At 38.9% G+C, this 21925-nt stretch carries 18 protein-coding genes and 1 other RNA gene; 9 read left to right on the plus strand and 10 right to left on the minus strand.

The features are described 5' to 3' along the window. Positions 1-136: 136 nt before the first annotated feature. The 6 genes from AN486_RS13600 (at position 137) to AN486_RS13625 (ending at position 6431) form a co-directional block, all read left to right on the plus strand. Positions 137-841 carry a hypothetical protein gene (locus tag AN486_RS13600; RefSeq protein ID WP_053539880.1) on the plus strand — a complete coding sequence of 235 codons (705 nt, stop codon included), beginning with the start codon at positions 137-139 and terminating at the stop codon, positions 839-841. 51 nt (positions 842-892) lie between these two features. After that, positions 893-1257, plus strand: an RNA gene (gene rnpB, locus AN486_RS13605) — RNase P RNA component class A. A gap of 156 nt (positions 1258-1413) precedes the next feature. Beyond that, positions 1414-2757 carry an AAA family ATPase gene (locus AN486_RS13610; protein WP_053541318.1) on the plus strand — a complete coding sequence of 448 codons (1344 nt, stop codon included), beginning with the start codon at positions 1414-1416 and terminating at the stop codon, positions 2755-2757. Further along, entirely contained in the window at positions 2757-3710 is a 954-nt protein-coding gene (locus AN486_RS13615; RefSeq protein WP_053539881.1) for a DUF4435 domain-containing protein, read from the plus strand. The genes AN486_RS13610 and AN486_RS13615 overlap by 1 nt, the downstream gene beginning before the upstream one ends. Before the next feature lie 188 nt (positions 3711-3898). After that, positions 3899-4621 (plus strand): ribonuclease III, encoded by a 723-nt coding sequence (rnc, locus tag AN486_RS13620; protein ID WP_053539882.1) that lies wholly within the window; start codon positions 3899-3901, stop codon positions 4619-4621. Between the two features lie 448 nt (positions 4622-5069). Continuing rightward, positions 5070-6431: a hypothetical protein gene (locus AN486_RS13625; RefSeq protein WP_325064581.1), complete on the plus strand. Its 1362-nt coding sequence runs from the start codon at positions 5070-5072 to the stop codon at positions 6429-6431. 371 nt (positions 6432-6802) lie between these two features. Here the strand turns inward: AN486_RS13625 and AN486_RS13630 are convergent, their stop codons facing one another. The 3 genes from AN486_RS13630 to AN486_RS13640 all read right to left on the minus strand — a co-directional run bounded on the left by AN486_RS13630 (position 6803) and on the right by AN486_RS13640 (position 9258). Then, positions 6803-7105, minus strand: a complete 303-nt coding sequence (locus tag AN486_RS13630; protein ID WP_027401821.1) for an RNA-binding protein RbpA — start codon at positions 7103-7105, stop codon at positions 6803-6805. Between the two features lie 140 nt (positions 7106-7245). After that, positions 7246-7548, minus strand: a complete 303-nt coding sequence (locus AN486_RS13635; RefSeq protein ID WP_168635429.1) for an RNA-binding protein — start codon at positions 7546-7548, stop codon at positions 7246-7248. A gap of 834 nt (positions 7549-8382) precedes the next feature. Continuing rightward, complete coding sequence (locus AN486_RS13640; protein ID WP_168635428.1) at positions 8383-9258, minus strand: PD-(D/E)XK nuclease family protein; 876 nt, start codon at positions 9256-9258, stop codon at positions 8383-8385. Between the two features lie 122 nt (positions 9259-9380). On the opposite strand from AN486_RS13640, the gene AN486_RS13645 reads away from it, so the two are divergent. Beyond that, entirely contained in the window at positions 9381-10808 is a 1428-nt protein-coding gene (locus tag AN486_RS13645) for a phosphoglucomutase/phosphomannomutase family protein (protein ID WP_053539887.1), read from the plus strand. 279 nt (positions 10809-11087) lie between these two features. Then, positions 11088-11315 (plus strand): hypothetical protein, encoded by a 228-nt coding sequence (locus AN486_RS13650; protein WP_053541320.1) that lies wholly within the window; start codon positions 11088-11090, stop codon positions 11313-11315. Positions 11316-11424: 109 nt separating this feature from the next. Here AN486_RS13650 and AN486_RS13655 read toward each other — a convergent pair whose 3' ends face one another. Next, the gene (locus AN486_RS13655; RefSeq protein WP_168635426.1) at positions 11425-13017 is read right to left on the minus strand and encodes a glycoside hydrolase family 57 protein; all 1593 of its coding nucleotides are present in this window, start codon (positions 13015-13017) and stop codon (positions 11425-11427) included. A gap of 431 nt (positions 13018-13448) precedes the next feature. Here AN486_RS13655 and AN486_RS13660 point away from each other — a divergent pair, with 431 nt between their 5' ends. Then, on the plus strand, positions 13449-15224 hold the full coding sequence (locus tag AN486_RS13660) for a bifunctional serine/threonine-protein kinase/formylglycine-generating enzyme family protein (RefSeq protein ID WP_290601073.1): 1776 nt from the start codon (positions 13449-13451) through the stop codon (positions 15222-15224). 284 nt (positions 15225-15508) lie between these two features. Here the strand turns inward: AN486_RS13660 and rsgA are convergent, their stop codons facing one another. From rsgA to AN486_RS13690, 6 genes are all read right to left on the minus strand, one after another. Beyond that, positions 15509-16735 (minus strand): small ribosomal subunit biogenesis GTPase RsgA, encoded by a 1227-nt coding sequence (gene rsgA / locus AN486_RS13665; protein WP_290601079.1) that lies wholly within the window; start codon positions 16733-16735, stop codon positions 15509-15511. Continuing rightward, positions 16732-16989, minus strand: coding sequence for a sulfurtransferase TusA family protein (locus AN486_RS13670; protein ID WP_027401832.1), 258 nt, complete (start codon positions 16987-16989; stop codon positions 16732-16734). The genes rsgA and AN486_RS13670 overlap by 4 nt, the downstream gene beginning before the upstream one ends. Then, positions 16986-18119 carry a molecular chaperone DnaJ gene (gene dnaJ / locus AN486_RS13675; RefSeq protein ID WP_039202901.1) on the minus strand — a complete coding sequence of 378 codons (1134 nt, stop codon included), beginning with the start codon at positions 18117-18119 and terminating at the stop codon, positions 16986-16988. Before dnaJ ends, AN486_RS13670 begins: the two co-directional genes overlap by 4 nt. A 719-nt stretch (positions 18120-18838) precedes the next feature. Beyond that, positions 18839-20797: a molecular chaperone DnaK gene (gene dnaK / locus AN486_RS13680; protein WP_053539891.1), complete on the minus strand. Its 1959-nt coding sequence runs from the start codon at positions 20795-20797 to the stop codon at positions 18839-18841. Between the two features lie 186 nt (positions 20798-20983). Further along, a complete protein-coding gene (locus tag AN486_RS13685; RefSeq protein ID WP_233455403.1) occupies positions 20984-21355 on the minus strand; it encodes a hypothetical protein in 372 nt (123 codons plus the stop codon). A gap of 125 nt (positions 21356-21480) precedes the next feature. After that, positions 21481-21925, minus strand: a 445-nt coding sequence (locus tag AN486_RS13690) for an IS607 family transposase (protein WP_290601077.1), incomplete at its 5' end; no start/stop codon positions are given.

Below are 21925 nucleotides of genomic sequence, written 5' to 3' on the forward strand. Positions count from 1 at the left end.
TGATTTGGATGATTTAGAGTCACACCTGTAAAAATCACATTCAATTGCATCATACAACTTCATCACATAAATCACATAAATCATAGTTTAGACTATGTTACAATTTTGAAAATGGTAGAAAATCAGGGTTATAAAAATGCAAAGTGGCGATCAAAATCTGATTATTTTGATGATTTACATACTGACTGTCTATTGGACATTTAATCGCATGATTGAATCTATAGACAATATAGTAAAAGTTGATTTCCAAAACGGTGCTGTTGATGATCAATTAAAAGAACAAAATCTCCAAGACACCGTGGGTATTTCCTTCAAAACAGGTAATTATGGTTTAGATAAAGTAGAAACTGATCTCAAAGAGTTATCAATGAGTATTGAAAATAAATCAGATAGCATTGCCGTATATGTTGATTGGGATAATAGTTCTTTCGTGGTTGAACATACCAAACAGTCCCGGCGAGTGATTCGCAAATCTCCTGACTTAACCCGCGATTTAGCTATACCCCAAGTCCCGACAATCATTGCTCCTAAAAAGACAATTTCTGAAAATGTCACCGCAGAAGATGTATTTCAAAGAGATAAAGAATCAGGAATATATCAACCAGCTTCTCCCTTAATTAATATTGCTGCCATCAAGAAGAATGATAAGAAGTTATACAAAGACTTTATAGATGGCAAAAAAAATTTGGAATTTTCATTACAACTTGTGCTGCGGATTTCCGAAATGAGAGTCGGTATTGCGCCAGGAATAAATGTTCCTCCAGTGTCAATTATTAATTGTCCTTTTACTATTAAAAAACTCCCTTGGACTTACGCGCTACCCTGGAATAAGAAAAAGTGATTTTCAGGTAGTAGTACAGAGTATGCAATCAAATGTAAAATAGAGAAAGAAGAGAGTAGGCGTAGGCAGTTGCAGATTAGTCATTAAGACTGGTTTGAGGAAAGTCCGGGCTTCCGAAAGACCAGACTTGCTGGATAACGTCCAGTGCGAGCGATCGTGAGGATAGTGCCACAGAAAGATACCGCCAGTCAATTTATTGGTTGGTAAGGGTGCAAAGGTGCGGTAAGAGCGCACCAGCAGCGTCGAGAGGCGTTGGCTCGGTAAACCCCAGTTGGAAGCAAGGCCGGAGGAACTACGGTTGGTCTTTTACCAGTTCCGCTTGAAAAGAGCCGCTAGAGGTGTTTGGTAACAAACATCCCAGATAGATAACTGCCCTCGCAAGAGAACAGAACCCGGCTTACTACCGACTCTCTTTGAAAACGGACTTTGGATTTTATTTTCCATAGTTCGTTTTTTCAATTACTACAGAAAATGAGAGAGACTGAAACATTTTAGCTAATGAAATTTTGAATAGAGCTATTTGACAACTTATGACATAATATATAGCTATAGTTATTAATATGGACAATAAAATGAACACAAGTAATATAAAATCTTTTTCAGTGTATGGTCTTTTTGGAACAGATGATATACACATTCCTTTTGATGAAAATATAAAGATACTAGTTGGTGAAAATGGAATTGGTAAGACTCAAGTTTTAAATCTTTTTTATTATACTTTGACAAGAAATTTTTTTAGACTTGATGAATTCAGTTTTGATGAATTGATTTTAGAATTTAATGACAGAAATCCTATTAAAATAGATAAAGCTAGTGTAAATGAATTGACTAAAGGAATTTATGATAATCCAATAGTTAAGGAATTTATTAATGAGGTTGGTTATTCTCAATTTGAGATGTTAAGAACTAGATTTATACAAGTCAAAGGTAATAGAAGAAAATTAGAAATGGAATTTGAATATAATCCCAAGTTCAGAAAATATCCTATAACTCATCTATTTCGAGTTTTTGAGCAAGCCGAAATGAATAAGGAAAATTTATCAAACCAATTTTTTAGAACCTGTAAAGAGGAAATTGAATCCGGTATTAAAGGTAGTGAGATTATGTATTTTCCAACATACAGACGGGTTGAAGAAGATTTATATAATTTAGGTTACAATGATGAGATTTTGAAGCAAGAAAATACACTTATCCAGTTTGGAATGGATGATGTTAAAAAACGTTTTACTCAAATTGAAAGTAAAATTGATAAACTCTTAAAAGAAGGATTTTCTAAAATCACTTCGGAAATTCTCAGTCAGTTAGTAAAAGGATTTGCTCACACAGACAATAATTTTTTAAATAGAATTAATGAAAATGATATTGAAATTATTTTAGCAAGAGTTGGTAAAGAATTATCTGAAACTGATAAAAATGAAATTAGAAATAGTGTTAAAAATCAATCATTTGGAAATCCATCACTAACTTATATTTTAAAAAAATTAGTAGAAATATATGATAAACAAAAAGAATTAGATGATTTGGTGAAGAAATTTAAAGACATTTGTAATAAATATTTAATCAATAAAAGAGTATTTTATGATGAAAGTGCCATCAAAATATTTATCAAATCAGAAAAAACTGATTCTGAAATTGACTTGAGTAAACTTTCTTCTGGAGAAAAGCAAATTATTTCTACATTTTCCAAAATATACCTTTCTGAAAGTGACAAAAGATTTATTATACTTTTTGATGAACCAGAATTATCATTATCAATGATATGGCAAAAACAATTACTTCCAGATATTATCAATTCAGGAAAATGTGAATTACTTTTAGCAGTAACCCATTCTCCATTTATTTTTGATAATGAACTGGATAAATATGCTATTGGATTAGATCAATATATTCAACCTTCAGAAACGATTATAGCCTAATGTTATACACAGAAATACTCAGACTGAGTCGAGAAAAACCCCAGGTTGCCTATCAAGAATTTATCCTGCATACAACACAAGGTAAAGATGGTTTATTTTGTTTTTTTGAAGGTAAAGATAATGCTTATTATGTGCCAAGAATCAAGCGTTTTATTAAAAATTATCACGCTATCCATTGTGGGGGTAGAGAGAAAGTGTTAGAAGTTTACCGACTTATTACTATTCATAGAGAATATGATAAGTACAAAAAAGCATTTTTCATTGATAGAGATTTTAATGAACCTTTACCACCTCATAACCCACCAATATTTGAAACATCTTGTTATTCAATTGAAAATTTTTATGTTTCAGTAAATGTTTTCAAAGAAATTATCAAAAATGAATGTCATTTATCAGAGGTTAGTGATCCAGATTTTCAAGTTTGTATGACTCTTTTTAAAGATAGACAAGAAGAATTTCATCAAGCTACAATTTTGCTTAATGCTTGGTATGCTTGTTTGGTAGAAATTAGAAATTCTACAGGGAGAGAAATAGGTGTAAATTTATCTGATAATCTTTCTAAAGATTTTGAAAATTTTATTGATTTAACTTTAGAGTCAGTTTCGGCAAATTATGATTTGGAAGAAATCAAACAAAAGTTTCCAAATGCTCCAGAAATTCCAGCAGATATTTTAAATAATAAAATGACTGAATTTACTAATTGTGAACATTATAAGGTTTTCCGAGGAAAATATGAAATATGGTTTGTGTTAGTATTTTTAAGGTTAATTTTAAGAGATTCTTGTAAAAGTAAATTGTTCATTGCAGAAAAATTAAGTTTCACTTTTAATAATGACTATACCAGTCCACATCCTATACTTACCAATGAACAAGCACTTACAGCATTTAATGGCTATGCTGAAACCCCCGAAAGTCTAAATGCTTATCTAATGCAAGTAATAAAACAGGAATAAACGTCAGCTTATCTCTTCTTTTATGTTTTTATTGTATGGTATCATCCGCTAATTCCAGATTCCGCAGCTAGTTGAAGTTATGAAAATGCTGATGTAGTAAGTTTTTGCACAAAAAACAGACTTTTATTTATACCCTATAATTTAATGCTAAGTTAATAGTTATTATCCCTTTTTTCCCAACTTACTCAATGTCCAGCGTTTATCCCCGCCGTCAACGGCAGCTTGAAAGTTTAGTCCAAAAGTTAGGTTTGTCACTAAATGCACCTATTAAATGGGAATTGTTAGATTTAGCACTCACTCATCCCACTGTTTCTGATACTGCCAATTATGAACAGCTAGAATTTGTTGGCGATGCAGTGGTACGCCTAGTGGCTGCCGTAGTATTATGGGAACATTATGCTGATTGTTCAGTCGGTGATTTTGCTGCTATTCGTTCGGTCTTGGTGAGCGATCGCATTCTTTCCCAACTAGCAAGAGAATATGGTTTAGAATTATATTTACTAGTAGCCGGTAGCGCCACCGCTGATCATGTTGGTCAAGAATCACGATTAGCAGACTCCTTTGAAGCCGTTCTAGGGGCGCTGTACCTGAGTACCAACAACCTTAACCTGATTCGTCCTTGGTTAGATTCCCATTTCCAACAACTAACCACAGAAATCCGCCTTGACCCTGCTAGACTCAATTATAAAGCAGCCTTACAAGAATGGACTCAAGCACAATTTAAGGTTCTTCCAGAATATCGAGTTTTAGAAATCAGTCAACCCCACCACAATCATGAACGCTTCTTTGCTGAAGTTTGGCTATATGAAAAAATGCTAGGACAAGGTAAAGGGCGTTCTATTAAAGCCGCTGAACAAGCCGCTGCCAAAGTTGCCTATTTAGCAATTAGCACTCCACCAAAGGATGAGTAATAATATACTTAAGAGGGTAGTAACTTGCGTTTTTACATTCATATAAGTAGGTGAACACAATAAAACCAATCTGTGTAAAGAAAAGTAAAATCGCCCAAACCCTCTTCACTCTTGCCTCTTGCCTTTTGCCTTGCCATAACGACAATTTTCAACGCCAACCTACTTACACAAAATTCTCCAATTTATACCAAATTTTAGGATTACTCTTTTTTGGTGATCATAGTCACTGATGTTTCTTGATTAAAAATTTAAGATTAGGTAGTAAAAATTTATATCTGCCTCATGTTTAGCTCTCAGTGAAGTCCTGTGTTATGTGGTAAAATGTTCTCAGCAGCATTAGACTAACCTGTACAAATTAAAAAATAATTCTAAAACCGTGTTTATACTGTTACCATTTATAATAAAACGTATAAAAAATATACTTATTCCAGGCTGTAGGTAATGAAAAGTGAGAAACAGAATTGATATTAACTCAGACAAAACAGTTCCCCAAGAACATTCGGCGAAACTAATTGACCGAAAATTAGACTATGCTCACCATTATCATGACTGTTACCATGAAGAACAGTTAATCTATCAACACTTAGTAAACTTAGTGCGAAAAGAATCTCCCAACCAAATATTGGACAGATTCCGGGCATTATTTATTGAAAGAGCGAATTATCCTGAACCAGAAATTATCTCAATTTTAGACAAAATTACCGCATCTAAGAACGCATCTGAAGAATTTCAGTTTTTCCTGAATCGGTGTTGCCATATTCTCATCAACTACTGGCACATGAACCCCCTGATACATAGTGCAATTGCCGATTTGATAAGTTTATTTAATGCTATACCTCCTACTTATAAAATTAGCAATTTACGTTGCCGCGAAATCACTCGTTTACGGGAATTAATCAAACAGTTTGTCAGCAGCGAACAGTATTTAATTTTACAGAGATTTACTCAAGTAGTAAATGAGACTCATCCTGTAACTAAGAGGCAAGATAATCAGCCACTGATGACCTTAATTCGTCGTTATCCTTATCTGTATGAACATTGTTTAATGAACGACAACTCTACTATTGAACAAAAAGAAACTGTTAGACATTTTCAATCACAGGTACAAAAAAAATTTGAAATTGATTTATCACAATATGTAACTTATAAAGTGCGGCGAATTCAGATGTTGAAAAACACCTCAACTGCCGAAGCCGATAGAATCTTACGCCCTATAGATAATCCTACATTGTTAACTGACAGTGAGTTATACACCACATTAAAACATTTTATTGGTAAAGTTGAACATGGGAATACATATCATGAATCTGCCCAACAGTTCATAAAATATGGCGGACAAGCGAAAAATTTTCGTAATTTTAAAGATGATTTATATGAATATTTGATATCTTCTGTGGACAAGCAATACGGAAAAAAACAATTCAACCAAAAACTATATAAATATTTACAAGATATTTTACCTCAAGCCAATGAGCAAAAAATTAATGATTTGTTATTGGTAAGAACTTGCAGTAATTTATTAAACTTTTTAGTTGTTAATAACCAATCATCACCACAGCACTTTGTTTTCTTAGATTTAATTAGTAATCAAGGAACAGTCCCGACAATGGGCTTATTATTAAAAATTGTCCTCATTTGTGGAAAAGTTAAACCATATTTAGAAAGGAAATTTGCAATTTTGTTTAATCACTATGAATCTTCCACCACTGATACTGTTGGCTGGTTAGTGGGAACTTTGGAACAATTGAATATTGCTTTTAGTATTAATTTTGGTGGGATTGACTTATCATTCTTTAAGAGATTTTGTTAAAAACAAATCTCTTGAAAAGTTGAGAGATAAGTAGGTTGGCGGTGAAAATTGTCGTTATGGCAAGGCAAAAGGCAAGAGGCAAGAGGCAAGAGGCAAGAGGCAAGAGTGAAGAGGGTTTAGGCGATTTTACATTTCTTTACACAGTTTGGTTTTATTGTGTTCACCTACTTAGTACAATATAGCGGTTCTCGGTTGAGTGAGATACAAGAACCCCACCCCCAACCCCCTCCCCGCAAGCGAGGAGGGGACTAGGATGTATCTGATTCAATTGCATACCGCTATAGCATGAATTTAAGCTTTTGTATACATTAAAAAAGACAGAGATTTTCTCTGTCCTCAAAATATGATGCTTAGAGTTCTAATGGCAAAATTTAGTAGCGATCGCGTCCACCACCACCATATCCACCACGTCCACCACCACCACCACGATCTTCCTTGGGTTTAGCTTTGTTAACTTTTAAGCCCCGTCCCATCCATTCAGCACCGTCAAGTGCTTCAATTGCGGCTGTTTCTTCTGCCTCTGTTCCCATTTCTACAAAGGCAAAACCTCTTTTCCGACCAGTCTCCCGATCAGTAGGTAGTTGGACTCTCTTAACAGTTCCATATTCTGCGAAAACCCCACTCAGGTCATTTTCTGTAACCTCATAGGATAAATTACCAACGTAAATTGACATTGAATGACTCCGAAAATTAAAAAGTTGACTTGTTCCTTAACTACAATATCAGCACTCAGATAAAATCCGCTATAGGACTTAAAAAAGACACAATATGTGTCTGTTTTGATAAAATTATGATTGATTGTGGATGTTAAAACTTAGTAACGGTTCCGTCCACCACCACCATATCCACCTCGTCCACCACCACCACCACGATCTTCTTTGGGTTTAGCTTTGTTAACCTTCAAGCTGCGTCCCATCCATTCAGAACCATCAAGTGCATTAATGGCTGCTTCTTCTTCTGCGTCTGAACTCATTTCTACAAAGCCGAAACCCCTGGCGCGTCCGGTTTCTCGGTCAGTAGGCAGTTGAGCTTTTTTCACAGTTCCATATTCTGAAAATGCCTGCTTGAGGTCTTCTTCTGAGACCTCATAGGACAAATTACCAACGTAAATTGACATTGAATAGCTCCGAAAATTAAAAAGTGGACTTTTAGACTATCAACATGAGGAATGCCTCAACCATATAATACCCGTAATTAAGGTTTATTTTCTAATTTGGCATGGAAATTTTTTCTCCAGTAGCATAACTCTCCAAATCACCGACAGCTAGATTGACAAAATCATCAATAATTGAGGCGGAGATTGATGATGCAGCAAGATTTGTACAGTTAATTATGGTTGTGAATTATTTTAGATATTTGTGGTGAGATATTTGTCGTCAATGTTGGGTTTTGTTGCTACAAGATCAGCCACTGATGATTTAGTTTAAACGGTAGAAGCCTCTCACCTACCCGATAGGGAGGTGATGAGATGAATACAATACGCGCGAGTGAGGAATTGCCCAACGAACAAAATTAAGATAACTTACTCAATCTCACTTTCTAAATCACCAAATACGACTCACGAAGATGTTGGAGAAGGGTGAGATTTTTTGACACTCTCAGGGCTAGAGCCACTGAGATTCTTGGTTCAACGAGTCCACTTAACTTAGACCCCTTGCGGTATTTAAGCCAGAGGTGGTTCTCTCCCCAAGCGTTAACTTCCCCTCAGCGGACAAGGTAGTTGCATTACTGCAAATTTTGATTGAGTTTAAATAAATTCTGTGTCGTCTAGCTCCCATGAAGATTTTACCTATTCCTGGGCAGGAACTAGAACTATGGAATAGAACCCATATTGCCGTTAGGCAGTTAGGTTTTTAGACAGGTTGATTACCGTTCCTGTTGTGAACAGTATAACACTAGAGAACGCAAAAGATAAATTCTCCGATCTTTTTAACTCGCTTATATCTCAGGGCTAAAGCCACTGAGCTTTACGCTTACCGCTAACTTTTGTAATTGGCATCACATAAGATTTTGGTAGTTTTAAATCAGCGAATTCACAGATAGAACTAAAGGCACAAAAACGGCAATGGTTTCCAGGATTTGGGGGAAATATTTGACTAAAGTTGCTATTTTTAGCTTCATATTGTTGTAAATCCTCTTGATGTTGATGGGCAATATTTGCTAACTCAGATTCTAAAGATTTAAACTCACTATTACTAATAGTAATTAATTCCGATTTTTTACAAACTTCCAAATTATAAAAAGATGCAACTGCGGGTTTACCAGGATAAAGATAACGGGCTGCAAGTAAATAAACTAATGCTTGTCTGTGGTCAAAAGCCGATCTACCTGTTTTAAAATCTAAAATATGTAAGGTGCTATCAGACTCAATAAATATACAATCCATAGCGGCATATAACCGAAAGCAGTAATCTTGTTTTTCAATCACAATCGGCTTGGGAAAACCTTCATCACCTGAAGTTAATTCTAGAATCCGCTTACCTAATAATAAAGGGGCATTTTGATATTTTCTTAAAATTTGTAATACCCGATATTTAACTGTTTCATGGGTTTGACTCAATCTCAATAACCTCGCCACTTTTTCCACACCATCAACCTGGGTTAACCAATGAAGATGACGATGAAACTCATACACACCTTTTTGGGCAAGAATGCCAATGCGCTGGGGTGGGGTAGCTGTTGCCAATAAGGCTTTGACTTGGGGTTCATGCTGTCGCGCTTTGATAAATCCTCTTCTCATTTGGCAATGCCAATGTTCCTGTCCCCGGCTGGGGGCAAATAAAGACCAAAGGTGGTAACTAACAAAGGGTCTATCGGGGGTTGACATTGCTCATGTAGAGTGAGAGAAATTACCTTGGGGATACTTGCGGCTTAGTGGCTGTTCCACAGCTTTGCTGGATGTTTCCTAATAGTAAATAGCAATAATAATGCACGGGAGAGAGTGGCAATATGAGTAACCCTAGCAATTCCGGTAAGATAAAGTTTGGTACTGATGGATGGCGCGGAATTATTGCCGATGATTTTACTTTTCCTAATGTACGGAAAGTAACGAGAGCGATCGCTAGTTATCTGGAAACTGCCTATAGTAAAGACAAACCTGTTTTAATTGCCTACGATACGCGGTTTTTAGCAGACGAGTTTGCCCGGACATCTGCCGCAGTTTTGGCGGATTTGGGCTGGAATGTGAAAATTACTGATCGGGATTGTCCCACGCCAGTAATTGCCTACAATGCGCGTCTTCTCAATTCCGCAGGGGCTTTGATGTTTACTGCTAGTCATAATCCTGCACCCTATTGTGGGATTAAATATATTCCCGATTATGCAGGTCCTGCAACTCCAGAAATTACTGATACTATTGTGGCCAATATAGAAACGGCATCGGACGAGTTACCCGGTAGTAACCCATCTGGTTCAATTTCTACTTTTGATCCGAAGCCCGATTATCTAAATTTTATCTACACCTTGTTAGATGTGGAAAAAATTAAAAGTGCGAATTTAAAGGTCAAATATGATGCCCTTTATTCTACCTCACGGGGATATTTAGATGAAGTCTTGCAACACTGTGGTTGTCAATTAGAAAGTTTCCACGATTGGCGGGATGTGCTGTTTGGCGGTGGTATGCCTGAACCCAAAGGGGAACAGTTAGTTGAGTTGGTGGCAGCCGTGAGGGCTGATCATGCGGATTTGGGTTTGGCTACCGATGGTGATAGCGATCGCTTTGGTATTGTTGATGAACAAGGTAATGTCCTCACTCCCAATACAGTGCTGTTAGTTCTAGCACGGCATTTGATTAAAAACAAGGGTAAGAGCGGTGCAATTGTTAGGACTGTGGCAACTACGCATTTATTAGATAATTTTGCTGCTAAGTATGGCTTGCAAATTTATGAAACTGCGGTAGGTTTTAAATACATTGGTGAGAAAATGCGGGAAACCGCCGTTTTGATCGGTGGAGAAGAATCCGGTGGTTTAAGTATCATTGGGCATATTCCCGAAAAAGATGGGGTTTTAGCAGATATGCTAGTAGCTGAGGCGATCGCTTATGAAGGTAAGCCTTTAAGTCAGTTGGTACAAGAAGCTATAGCCGAAGCTGATGGACCTTTGTATAACAATCGCTTGGATTTACACCTCACGGAAGATCACAAAGTCGCAGTGATTGATTCCTACACCCAAAATCCGCCCTCAGAAGTGGCAGGAATTGCGGTGAAAGAGGTGGGCAGGAAAGATGGTATTAAACTGTATTTAGAAGAGGGTAGCTGGGTGTTACTGCGTCCTTCTGGAACAGAACCTTTGGTGAGAGTGTACATGGAAACCAACTCACCGGAAAAACTTAGTCAGATTGCTAAATTCATGGAAGGTGAAATTGCTAAGTTAGGTTAGTTTATAGCAGGGAGCAGGATTCACCGAGTCACCGAGTCAGAAAGAAGAAAAAGTGGAAGTGGAAGTGGAAGTGGAAGTTGAGTAACTGTAATTTTTATTCCCCACTCCCCCACTCCCCCACTCCCCCACTCCCCCTTGTTTTATTACAAAATAATTACAGTGAGGAATACCTCACCTATTTTAGGGGCATACACACCAGAAAATAATTTGCAACTTCTGTTAACAATCTGTTATATTTATTTACATAAGGTTACAAAAAGTAAAAAACGAGGTTCTCGAATGACTATTTTAATTTCTCTATTGGTTGTTGGTTGGGTAGCAGTTTCTGTTATCGGTTCTCTAGCCTACTTTATGGGTGAACAAAGCAAGCCCATTCACGAACGCAACTGGGCTTCTGATAAGTTTGCAGCTTTAGCTAAATCTATTACTGGTGTAGATATGGACTATGCCCAACGCGTACCTGTCTATGCTATTGATGCTTACCACAGCCGTAATTTACCCAGATAGTATTTAGTGGCAATTTGACAAGATGTATATAAAAATAACCCCCAGTCAGAATTCTGCGGGTTTAGATCCCCGACTTTTTCAAAAAGTCGGGGATATGGGAACTACTTAATTAAAATGCTGGACGGTAAACACGATAGTTAATATTGGGGAAAATATTATCCATTGATTCGACTTTTTCCAACCAACCACTATCAACCTTACCAACTTTCACATCTTCATACAGCTTATTAAAACGCATTAAATGCGATCGCGTTCTTCTGACTGCATAGGGAACCATTGTTCCTGTCCGCATAATAAACGCCCAGTCAGAAGATTGTGCTAATAACAACTCTCGCGCAGCTTGGTTAAGTGCTTTTTCCTGTAATTCATCTTCAGCTTCAATTTGGGAAATTTCAATCATCCGTTCCGCAGCTTTGTGCAAATGTGGATAAACCCAAGCATTAGTATCATTCAACCAATATTCATGGAAACCCTTAAAGCCCCAACTCGACTGAGCAGGACGACATACTTGTTGCTGAGGATTAGCCCGTAAATAATCGGCTAAATGGGTCATTTCATAGGTTTTCTGGTCATACCATGACTTCCGAAACAGATAATCAATAAACCAAGGACCCTCATACCACCAATGACCAAATAACTCCGCATCATAGGGAGATACAATAATTGGCGGCCGACCCATGATATTGTGTAAATGCCCAGCTTGCTGCTCACGATTATACATGAAGTTAGCAGCGTGTTCTGCCGCTTTTTCCTTTGCCCAATAAGGATCATATAGAGCTTTATCGGAAAGACCTAAGCCCCGTCCGGTAATTTTATGATACTTAATACCTGTATTTTTGCGCTGACCATTGGGCATAATATAGGGCTTAATATATTCATATTCCGCTTCCCAACCCAAATCTTTATAAAATTCCCGATATTCGGCTGCACCAGGATAACCCACCTCAGAAGACCATACTTGCTGGGAAGATTCATGATCTCGACCAAAAGCTGCTACACCGGGTTCAGTAAAAATCGGGGCATAACTACCGAAGCGAGGACGGGGACGGGCGTATAAAATGCCATGTCCATCAGTGAGGAAATAACGTAAACCAGCATCCGCCAGCATTCGCTCCACACCTTCATAATAGGCACATTCTGGCAACCAAATGCCTCTAGGGGCTTGGCCAAAAGTTTCTTCGTAATGTTCACAAGCTACCTGAATTTGCGCCCATACAGCTTGGGGATACATTTTCATTAATGGTAAGTAGCCGTGAGTCGCACCACAGGTAATAATTTCTAAGTTATTACTATCTTGGAACTGTTTAAATGCTGTAACTAAATCACCCTGATAACGTTCCCATAACTCCCGCGCTTGATTAAATTCAGTTGCATAATGTTCTGCTAAATACCGCAGATGACCATTATGAATATTGCGCTCAGATTCTAGTTCTATAAGCTCTTCTAGTTGTGATAAGTGAGCATCATAGCGTTCTTGCAATAAAGGATCACGAAGCATAGAAATCAAAGGCGGAGTCATACTCATGGTGAGTTTAAAATCAACGCCATCTCGTTTTAAGCCTTCAAATACTTTTAATAAAGGAATGTAAGTTTCAGTAATCGCTTCATACAGCCATTCTTCTTCTAGCACATAATCACTTCCTGGGTGACGAACGAAGGGCAGATGTGCATGAAGTACAAGCGCGACGTAGCCTATAGCCATAATATTTTTTATGTGTGGTATTTGGAGGTTACAGACAAAAAAGTCTGTGTGGGGAAATTAAGAATATTTTAAGACGATATGGGTCATTGGTCATGAATCCTCGGCTAATACTTAATAGAAAAATATTTTGGTCTAGCGCCGCTTCGCGGAAGTTCAACGGGCGCTCATAAACCGCGTCTACACTTACTTGTGAAATTCCTTAGTCCGTTTTAACGGACTTGAGCTATGAGACAGGGAATTCATTCCCTGGCGTATTTGCAAGCTTCCCATATTTGTCTGTTCATGATCAATATAATCATCAATCAAATTCGGAAATAGCCTTTTTTCCTCAATACATAAAATGATTAATTTTGACAGTGCATAAATCCTAAATTACTGATTTTCAGTAAATCAAGGTAGAATATCAAATAAACGTCCTAACTACCAAGATTATGAGCCTGTGCATCAATTCTAACTGCCCAAAGCCACAAAATCCCGATAATATCCTTTTTTGTCAAGCCTGTGGCTCGGAAGTCTTGCTACAACAACGTTATCGGGTACAATGTCAGTTAGGACGGGGTGGCTTTGGTGTGACTTATGAGATTAACGAAGTCAGAACCAATCAGGCTAAAGTTCTCAAAGTCTTGATTAATAACAACCCTAAAGCCGTAGAATTATTTAAACAAGAAGCTGATGTTTTAAGTCAACTCCATCATTCCGGTATTCCTCAAGTAGAATCAGACGCTTATTTTGAATATTATCCCTACAATAGCCAAAATCCAATTCATTGTTTGGTAATGGAAAAAGTTGTGGGAGAAGATTTAGAAAAATATATGCGAAAACGTGGTTTGCGTCCTATTAACCAAACTACAGCTATAGAATGGCTAAAAGATCTAATTATTATTTTAGAACAGGTACATAATAAAGACTTCTTTCATCGAGATATTAAACCACCTAATATTATGTTGCGGTCTGAAAGTGCCGAATTGGTATTAATTGATTTTGGGACTGTGAGGAAGGTAACATCTACAGTATTTAAACAACAAGGTGGTGTCACAGGAATAATTTCCGCAGGTTACACACCCTCGGAACAAATTAATCATAATGCTGTACCTCAATCTGATTTTTTTGCTTTAGGACGGACATTTGTTTATTTACTCACAGGTAAAGAACCACTTGATCCAATCATGTATGATTCCTATAATGAAACATTAAATTGGCGGAATCATGCACCACAAATATCATCTATGTTGGCAGATTTATTAGATGATATGATGCAGCGTTTATATAAAGATCGTCCTCAAAACTCCCATGAGATTTTGCAAAGAATAGCAGCAATAGAAAAAGCTTTACAATCACCAAAACCTCAACCACCAAAACCTCAACCACCAATACCTTCCAATAACCTTAAAACCTTTAGTTTTGAAGTTGTCACCACAGACGCACGGGGAAATATCACCAACCGACGCAACGCAAGCGCGAAATACTTTACAGAAGACTTAGGAAATGGTGTGACGTTGGACATGGTGGAAATCCCAGGGGGAACATTTATCATGGGTTCACCGAAAAGCGAAAAAAATAGATCCTCAAGTGAAAGTCCCCAACACCAAGTTACAGTTCCCAGTTTCTACATGGGAAAATATGAATTGACACAGGCACAGTATCAAGCTATCATAGGAACTAACGCTTCCAACTTCAAAGGCGATAACTGCCCAGTTGAAAGAGTTAGTTGGAATGATGCAGTTGCTTTCTGTGAAAAATTAAGTCAAAAAACAGGCAAAAAATACAGATTACCCAGTGAAGCAGAATGGGAGTATGCTTGTCGTGCCGGAACTACCACACCATTTTATTTTGGTGAAAGTATTACTCCAGATTTGGTAAATTATGATGGTGATTATACCTATGCTTCTGCACCAAAAGGAAAATATCGTCAGCACACTACAGATGTAGGAACTTTTCCCCCTAACTCTTTTGGTTTGTACGATATGCACGGTAATGTCTGGGAATGGTGTCAAGATGACTATAAAGATAATTATATAAATGCGCCTACAGATGGCAGTGCTTTGACAAGTCCAAGCCGGAGCGCAAAGCTGCTGCGCGGTGGTTCGTGGAACGACAGTCCTGGATGTTTCCGTTCTGCTGCTCGCTTCTACATCTCCCTCGACTACAACAACAACGACCACGATATTGGTTTTCGGTTTGTGTGTAGTGGTGCGGCGAGGACTTAGTAGCCCTTTACACTCTTGCTCTTTTGCTCTCTTCTCTTTTTTTCTTTTCCCTTTTTAACCCACCGCAGTTAGGCGGAAAATATTTTTCTACAAAAATCTGGTTTTGGTGTCTGGATTCATTATAGCACAGATTTTTTATTTTGTCTGAATCAGGATGTCCAGGATTTAAGGATTTACAGGATGGAAGAAGGGGTGGGATTTTGAATGTTAGGAAATTCGGTTCATTCAAGATCCCAATATCCCCGACTTCTTCAAGAAGTCGGGGATCTGAAATTTATTTAGTATCAATCCTCACTTTCTCGATATAACTCCTGTAAATCTTGTAATTGGGTTTTTCGAGCAATTCGGCGATATTTTTTACTTTCTAGTTTTGGTTCGTACTGACTTTGACCTTTACCTTTAGATATTAATTTCAGACTTGATTCGGGGTCAGCTTGTTGGTTAGTCTGGTTTTGATGGGCTAAAGCATCATCCAGAAATTCTAAATAATGCTGATATCGTTCCCACTCACCACTAACAGCACAGTCTGGCTCATCTTTGTGTATACAATCACTAAAGCGACAATGGGCAACAGCTAGGCGTTCTCTGGCCTCTGGGAAATAGTGGATTAATTCTTCAGGACTACAATCTAAATCTGGCTGATTAAAACCAGGAGTATCTGCTAATAATCCACCTGTAGGCATTTCAAATAATTCTACATGACGGGTAGTATGGCGACCACGGGCTAATTTACCGGAAACTTCCCCCACCCGCAGGTTGATATCGGGAATCAAACTATTAATCAAGCTGGATTTCCCCACACCAGAAGGACCAGCAATCACTGTAATTTTATCCTGCAAATATGTGGCTATTTGGTCAATGTTAATGCTATTTTGAACGCTAATAAATAAAGGTTGATAACCCCAAGCCAGTAAGCGATCGCTAATTTGCTGTTTTTCTTCTAGAGAGACTAAATCACATTTATTCAAACATAACAGCACATCAACGCCTGTAGATTCAGCCTTAATTAAAAATCTACTCAATTGAATAGGTTCTAAAGGCGGGTCTGCAACTGCAAAAACCAGGAGAATTTGATTGACATTAGCGATCGCTGGGCGATTCAATAGACTATGACGCGGTAAAACCTCACCCACAGCCCCTCGTCCCCCCGCCCAATCTGGTTCTTCCACAATTACGCGATCGCCCACCATCACCTGTTGACCAATCTTTTTTAAGCGCGTTCTTCTTGTACAGAGGAGGATAGGGGAAGAAGGTGACAGGTGACAGGGAACAGGTGACAGCGAAGAAGGGGAAGAAGGTGACAGGTGACAGGGAACAGGTGACAGCGAAGAAGGGGAGGAAGAACTTTCTATTATTTCTGAACTCCTGAACTCCTGAACTCCTGACTGTTCACTGAGCGAAGCCGAAGTGCTGACTCCTTCTACTTCATCCATCTGTACTCGATAAAAATTCGCCTGTACAGCTAACACCGTACCCAATAACTGTTTAGTAGAAATATTTTCCCCTGTCATGCCACAGTAACCGGACGACGGATAACCAGGGAAAAATAGCCAGTACAATCTGTAATTTGTTCCACTTGATAACCAGCCATTGTTAGACTATCAGGAACTTGTTCTATCGGTTCACCCGGATCTAACCAGACTTCCAACAAATCGCCAGGAGGCATCTTTTCCAGAAATAATTTTGTCCGCACAAAATTAATCGGGCAAGGAGTACCACGTAAATCGAGTTGAGCATCAGGGGTGAATACAGAAGACCCAATCATGACTTAAACAAGCCTCCTAAGAATCCTTCTAAACCACCCTTACCAGTTCTGTCTCCCTTAATTTTAGCCAACTTCTCCAGTAGTTCTCGTTCCTCTGGGATGATCTTTGTGGGAATATCAATTAACACCGTCAACAGATGATCACCACGACTCACAGGATTACCCAGACGGGGAACACCACGATTTTCCAATTTCATGATTGTATTCGGTTGAGTTCCAGAGGGAATAATTAACTCCACAGGTCCATCTACCGTATTTACCTCCAATCGGCAACCTAAAATCGCTTGTAAGTAGCTAATTTTAATTTCCGAGTTAACATTAATGCCCTCACGATGAAATTCTTCATCTTCATTGACAAACAAGTAAACGTATAAATCACCTGGAGGACCATTCCGTTGACCCGCATCTCCTTCTTGGGAAATCCGTAGTCTTGTGCCATTGTCCACACCGGCGGGAACATTAATTTTCAGTTTCTTTGTAACCTGATTTGCGCCCTTACCATCACAAGCATTACACTTATCTTCCACCACTGTTCCTGTGCCATCACAAGTGGGACAAGTTGATACTTGAGTAAAGCTACCAAAAGGAGTTCTTGTTACCCGTCTAACTTGACCTGAACCGCTACAGGTGCTACAAGTCCGGGGGCGAGTTCCTGATTTAGCGCCAGAACCAGTACAAACTTCACAGGTTTCTAAATGGGAAATCCGAATTTCCTTTTCTCCACCAAATACCGCTTCCCGAAAATCTAATTTCAGGTCTAAGCGCAGATCATCGCCCCGTACTGGTCCACTCCGCCGTCTTTGCTGGGGTTGTCCACCTGGAGCAAAGCCGCTGAAAATGCTCTCAAAGATATCGGCAAAACCACCCATGTCACCCATATCCTGGAAACCAGGACCAGCCGCAGCCGCGCCAGAAACACCTGCTTCACCAAAGCGGTCATAACGGGCGCGAACTTCTGGTTCAGATAGCACTTCGTAGGCGCGGTTAATTTCCTTAAATCGTTCCTCTGCCCCAGATTCTTTATTTACATCTGGGTGATACTTTCGGGCTAGGCGGCGATAAGCCTGTTTAATCTCTTCTTTCTCGGCGTCACGAGAGACACCCAGGGTTTCATAATAGTCTCGGGCCATATAGCAAGGTTAAAATTTAGAAGGAAGCAGAATTACAGAAAATACTAGCTAATAGGTTCAAGGTAACACTTTAACAAGAATACAGACTTTTAGGAGTGCAAATAGCGGGGATTAGCGTTAGTCATGCTCTTTTTTAATTTTTGTTAATAATTATTATTTTCTTGGCATTAGTGTCCACAATAATGATCATAGGGTATGTTTAAAGTGGTTGCTTAAGCGTCTGGAAAAGAGTAAATCTGTCCTTATTTTTCCTAGACCTGGGTTTTGTCTGGGATTTTTCCGCCGTTCGTAAAGACAAATTACATTAAATCGTTCCTGCTATATTATTGTGCTATTGAAGTGTGGAAAACCCACCTATTGATTATAGGTACTAGCCGTACTATTAAATGTGGAAAACCCAACCTATACTTTTGGCTAGGTATATGGTATGGCTGTGTTAAGCAGATATTTGGCATGGTAAATTTCTAGTACGCTGTGGCGTAAGTGAATGAACCATTCTAAATCCTCCAAAAGCCTATACTGTCTTCATTTTGACTTTTGACTTTTGACTTTTGACTTTTGACTTTTGACTTCCGCCTTGCGGTACTAAGTAGGTGAACACAATAAAACCAAACTGTGTAAGTGTAAAGAAGCGTAAAATCGCCCAAACCCTCTTCACTCTTGCCTTTTGCCTCTTGCCTTTTGCCTTGCCATAACGACAATTTTCAATGCCAACCTACTTAGTCTATGGTCTCATAATCAACTTGTGAGTTATTTTCTTCATCTAAATCAACGTTGAATTGTGGTATTTGTGTATTGGGTAAGGAAGAATGATATTCTTCTGTGAGATTGATTTGCGTGACATCTTCTGATTTAGAATGTTCCTCACTAGCCTGGTTGTAAACATCTGTACCAATAGCAAAGATAGTTTGTTGGAAATCCTCTAAAAGTGTTTTAAACTTCCCTGGGGACAGATTGGAGTTGTTCATTGCGGCTTGTAGTTGTTCAACTTTCTGATTAGCCACAGCCATCAATTGCTCACTGACCAAATCGGGATTATCCCGTAATGTTGAATTATAGGTGAACAAAAGATTATTAGCTTGGTTTTTGAGTGCTACCAGTTCTTTACGTCTTTGATCTTCCTCGGCGAATAATTCAGCTTGTTTCCGCATTTGCTCAATTTCGTTGTTGCTTAAACCGCCTGTACTTGTAATGCGGATGCTCTGTTCTCTACCTGTACCTTTATCTTGCGCCGCAACTTTGAGGATGCCATTCACATCAATTTCAAAAGCGACTTCAATTTGGGGAACGCCGCGAGGCGCAGGGGGAATGCCACTGAGGAGAAATTTGCCCAGACTTTTGTTATCTTTAGCCATAGCGCGTTCTCCTTGGAGGACATGAACTTCTACGGAGTTTTGACCATCAACGGCTGTAGAAAATATTTGAGCTTTGCTGGTGGGTATGGTGGTATTTCGGTCAATAATTTTGGTGAATACTTCTCCTAGTGTTTCAATCCCTAAAGATAAAGGTGTGACATCTAAAAGTAACAGGGTGTCTAATTCCCCTGCCAAAACCCCAGCTTGGATAGCTGCACCCAAGGCTACGGCTTCATCAGGGTTGACGGAATGATCCGGGGTTTTACCATTGAAAAATTTAATCAGGGCGTTTTGAACGGCAGGAATGCGGGTAGAACCCCCGACTAGAATAATCTTATCTATATTTTGTGGTTTGACTTCTGCATCTTTGAGAGCTTGCATTATGGGGGCGATTGTCCCCTCGATTAAACTCCCTGTGAGTTCTTCAAATTGGGACCGGCTGAGTTCCATTTCCAGATGTTTGGGTCCGCTGGCATCAGCCGTGATAAATGGCAGGTTAATGGAGGTAACAACCAGGCTGGATAGTTCCACTTTGGCTTTTTCCGCGGCTTCTCGCAGGCGTTGGAGTGCCATTTTGTCTTGGGTAATGTCTATCTTCTCTTCTGCCAGGAATCGCTCCACCATCCAGCAGACAATGGCATTATCAAAGTCGTCTCCGCCGAGATGATTATTACCACAGGTGGCTTTAACTTCAAAAACTCCATCTCCTAGTTGGAGGATAGATACGTCAAATGTGCCTCCGCCTAAGTCAAATACTAGGATTAATTGTTCTTGATCTTGTTTGTCTAAACCGAAGGCTAGGGCGGCGGCGGTGGGTTCGTTGATAATTCTTAATACTTCTAGCCCAGCAATAGTACCTGCATCTTTTGTGGCTTGTCTTTGAGCATCTGTAAAATATGCTGGTACGGTAATTATGGCTTTTGTTACTTCGTCCCCCAGGAAATTTTCCGCGTCTTGCTTGAGTTTTTTCAAGACCATAGCGGATATTTCTTGGGGTGTGTAGTTTTGGGCGCGAATTTGGACATCAACGGTGTTATCCCTGCCTTTGATACAATTATAAGGGACACGACCGCGCTCTAATTCTGTGTCTTCCCAACGACGACCGATAAATCTCTTGATACTGTAGACTGTGTTTTCGGCATTGGTTACAGCCTGTCGCTTGGCTAGTTGTCCGACTAGGCGATCGTTAGCTTTACCAAAGGCTACGATACTAGGGGTAGTACGTCCACCTTCGGAGTTGGCAATTACTTTTGGTTGCCCAGCTTCCAAAACAGCGACACAACTATTTGTAGTCCCTAAGTCAATCCCAATAACTTTTCCCATACTTGAATTATTTTTAGTAAGATGCTCTACCGTAATTACTCACAAGTGGTTGTGTCTTAGCTACAGGCAATGAATTTATGCAACCTTTATTTAAAACACATTATAAGCGATCGCTTACACAGATGCTACCGATTTAAAAAATACCCAAAAATTTCTTGTGGTGCGGGACGAATTGCCCGCTAACCATCAAGGACGGGCAGGATGCCCATCCCACAAAATTGGGTAATTTATTTTTTGGTGTTCCCTAGAAGATGTGGCATCAACTTCGGTGTAACCTCTATCACATCCAATTATTTTACCATCGGTCTTTTTTCCAGCTTTTTGGATATCAGTTGTGTAGTGTATTTCCCATCTGCTATTACGCTTAATTAGCCTTAGCTGACACTTTATTGGTAAAGTCGTTGGTAACTTGAGAGTTTTACATGGAGTTAATCCTCCAAAACGCAACCACACCACACCTTTGTCGTCCATCTTAGTATCATAAGCCTTCACAATAATTTGGTTACAAACTTTTGTGTGACCTCGATACCAAAACTTTCTATACTGCAAACGGTTCATAGTTTAACCAAATATGAAACCCCTCTGGTAAACCTCTCCCCGTTGCGGGGAGAGGCTTTGAACCTTGTTCTTTGTATGATAAAAAAGTCCAGTTTCATGGACTTGGTTTGCTACGTCTTTTACTATTATACCCCCATTGACTCATATTGACTACTATTTGTTTCATGAATATTTTGCTCTTCGGCTATTTTTTTCTTGTAAGCCCGAAGAAAGTAAAGTTTGGAGGAAAAGCAGTGCATGATAGCCATAAAATCCTGCATCAACTCTTCGCGCGGCGATAGCTTGGCATTGTTCACCACAACAATTTTGCAGCCGTGAAGGTTGCAAAACCACTCAACGAACTCAAAACCAAATCTGCATAACCTGTCCTTATGTCCCACGACAATTTCAGAGATTTGATTCTGGGCAACTTGAGTCATTAATTTAAGAAAGTTTTTCCGCTTCCAGTTCATGCCACTAGCAACATCCTTGACGACTCGACATCCTGGGTAAGTTTTGCCTAAAAATTCTATTTGTGTGTCAAGGTCTAACAACTGGGTTTTTGTGCTGACACGGGCGTAAAGAACCCGC

The sequence above is a fragment of the Anabaena sp. AL93 genome, assembly GCF_001672085.1.
Taxonomy (GTDB): domain Bacteria; phylum Cyanobacteriota; class Cyanobacteriia; order Cyanobacteriales; family Nostocaceae; genus Dolichospermum; species Dolichospermum heterosporum.

Excerpts from the sequence above, each read along its gene's own strand:
- dnaJ (WP_039202901.1), bottom strand. The coding sequence starts at position 18,119 with ATGGCCCGAGACTATTATGAAACCCTGGGTGTCTCTCGTGACGCCGAG.
- AN486_RS13660 (WP_290601073.1), top strand. The coding sequence starts at position 13,449 with ATGAGCCTGTGCATCAATTCTAACTGCCCAAAGCCACAAAATCCCGAT.
- AN486_RS13630 (WP_027401821.1), bottom strand. The coding sequence starts at position 7,105 with ATGTCAATTTACGTTGGTAATTTATCCTATGAGGTTACAGAAAATGAC.
- AN486_RS13635 (WP_168635429.1), bottom strand. The coding sequence starts at position 7,548 with ATGTCAATTTACGTTGGTAATTTGTCCTATGAGGTCTCAGAAGAAGAC.
- AN486_RS13610 (WP_053541318.1), top strand. The coding sequence starts at position 1,414 with ATGAACACAAGTAATATAAAATCTTTTTCAGTGTATGGTCTTTTTGGA.
- AN486_RS13650 (WP_053541320.1), top strand. The coding sequence starts at position 11,088 with ATGACTATTTTAATTTCTCTATTGGTTGTTGGTTGGGTAGCAGTTTCT.
- rnc (WP_053539882.1), top strand. The coding sequence starts at position 3,899 with ATGTCCAGCGTTTATCCCCGCCGTCAACGGCAGCTTGAAAGTTTAGTC.
- AN486_RS13685 (WP_233455403.1), bottom strand. The coding sequence starts at position 21,355 with ATGAACCGTTTGCAGTATAGAAAGTTTTGGTATCGAGGTCACACAAAA.
- AN486_RS13670 (WP_027401832.1), bottom strand. The coding sequence starts at position 16,989 with ATGATTGGGTCTTCTGTATTCACCCCTGATGCTCAACTCGATTTACGT.
- AN486_RS13600 (WP_053539880.1), top strand. The coding sequence starts at position 137 with ATGCAAAGTGGCGATCAAAATCTGATTATTTTGATGATTTACATACTG.
- dnaK (WP_053539891.1), bottom strand. The coding sequence starts at position 20,797 with ATGGGAAAAGTTATTGGGATTGACTTAGGGACTACAAATAGTTGTGTC.
- AN486_RS13640 (WP_168635428.1), bottom strand. The coding sequence starts at position 9,258 with ATGTCAACCCCCGATAGACCCTTTGTTAGTTACCACCTTTGGTCTTTA.
- AN486_RS13645 (WP_053539887.1), top strand. The coding sequence starts at position 9,381 with ATGAGTAACCCTAGCAATTCCGGTAAGATAAAGTTTGGTACTGATGGA.
- AN486_RS13655 (WP_168635426.1), bottom strand. The coding sequence starts at position 13,017 with ATGGCTATAGGCTACGTCGCGCTTGTACTTCATGCACATCTGCCCTTC.
- AN486_RS13615 (WP_053539881.1), top strand. The coding sequence starts at position 2,757 with ATGTTATACACAGAAATACTCAGACTGAGTCGAGAAAAACCCCAGGTT.
- rsgA (WP_290601079.1), bottom strand. The coding sequence starts at position 16,735 with ATGACAGGGGAAAATATTTCTACTAAACAGTTATTGGGTACGGTGTTA.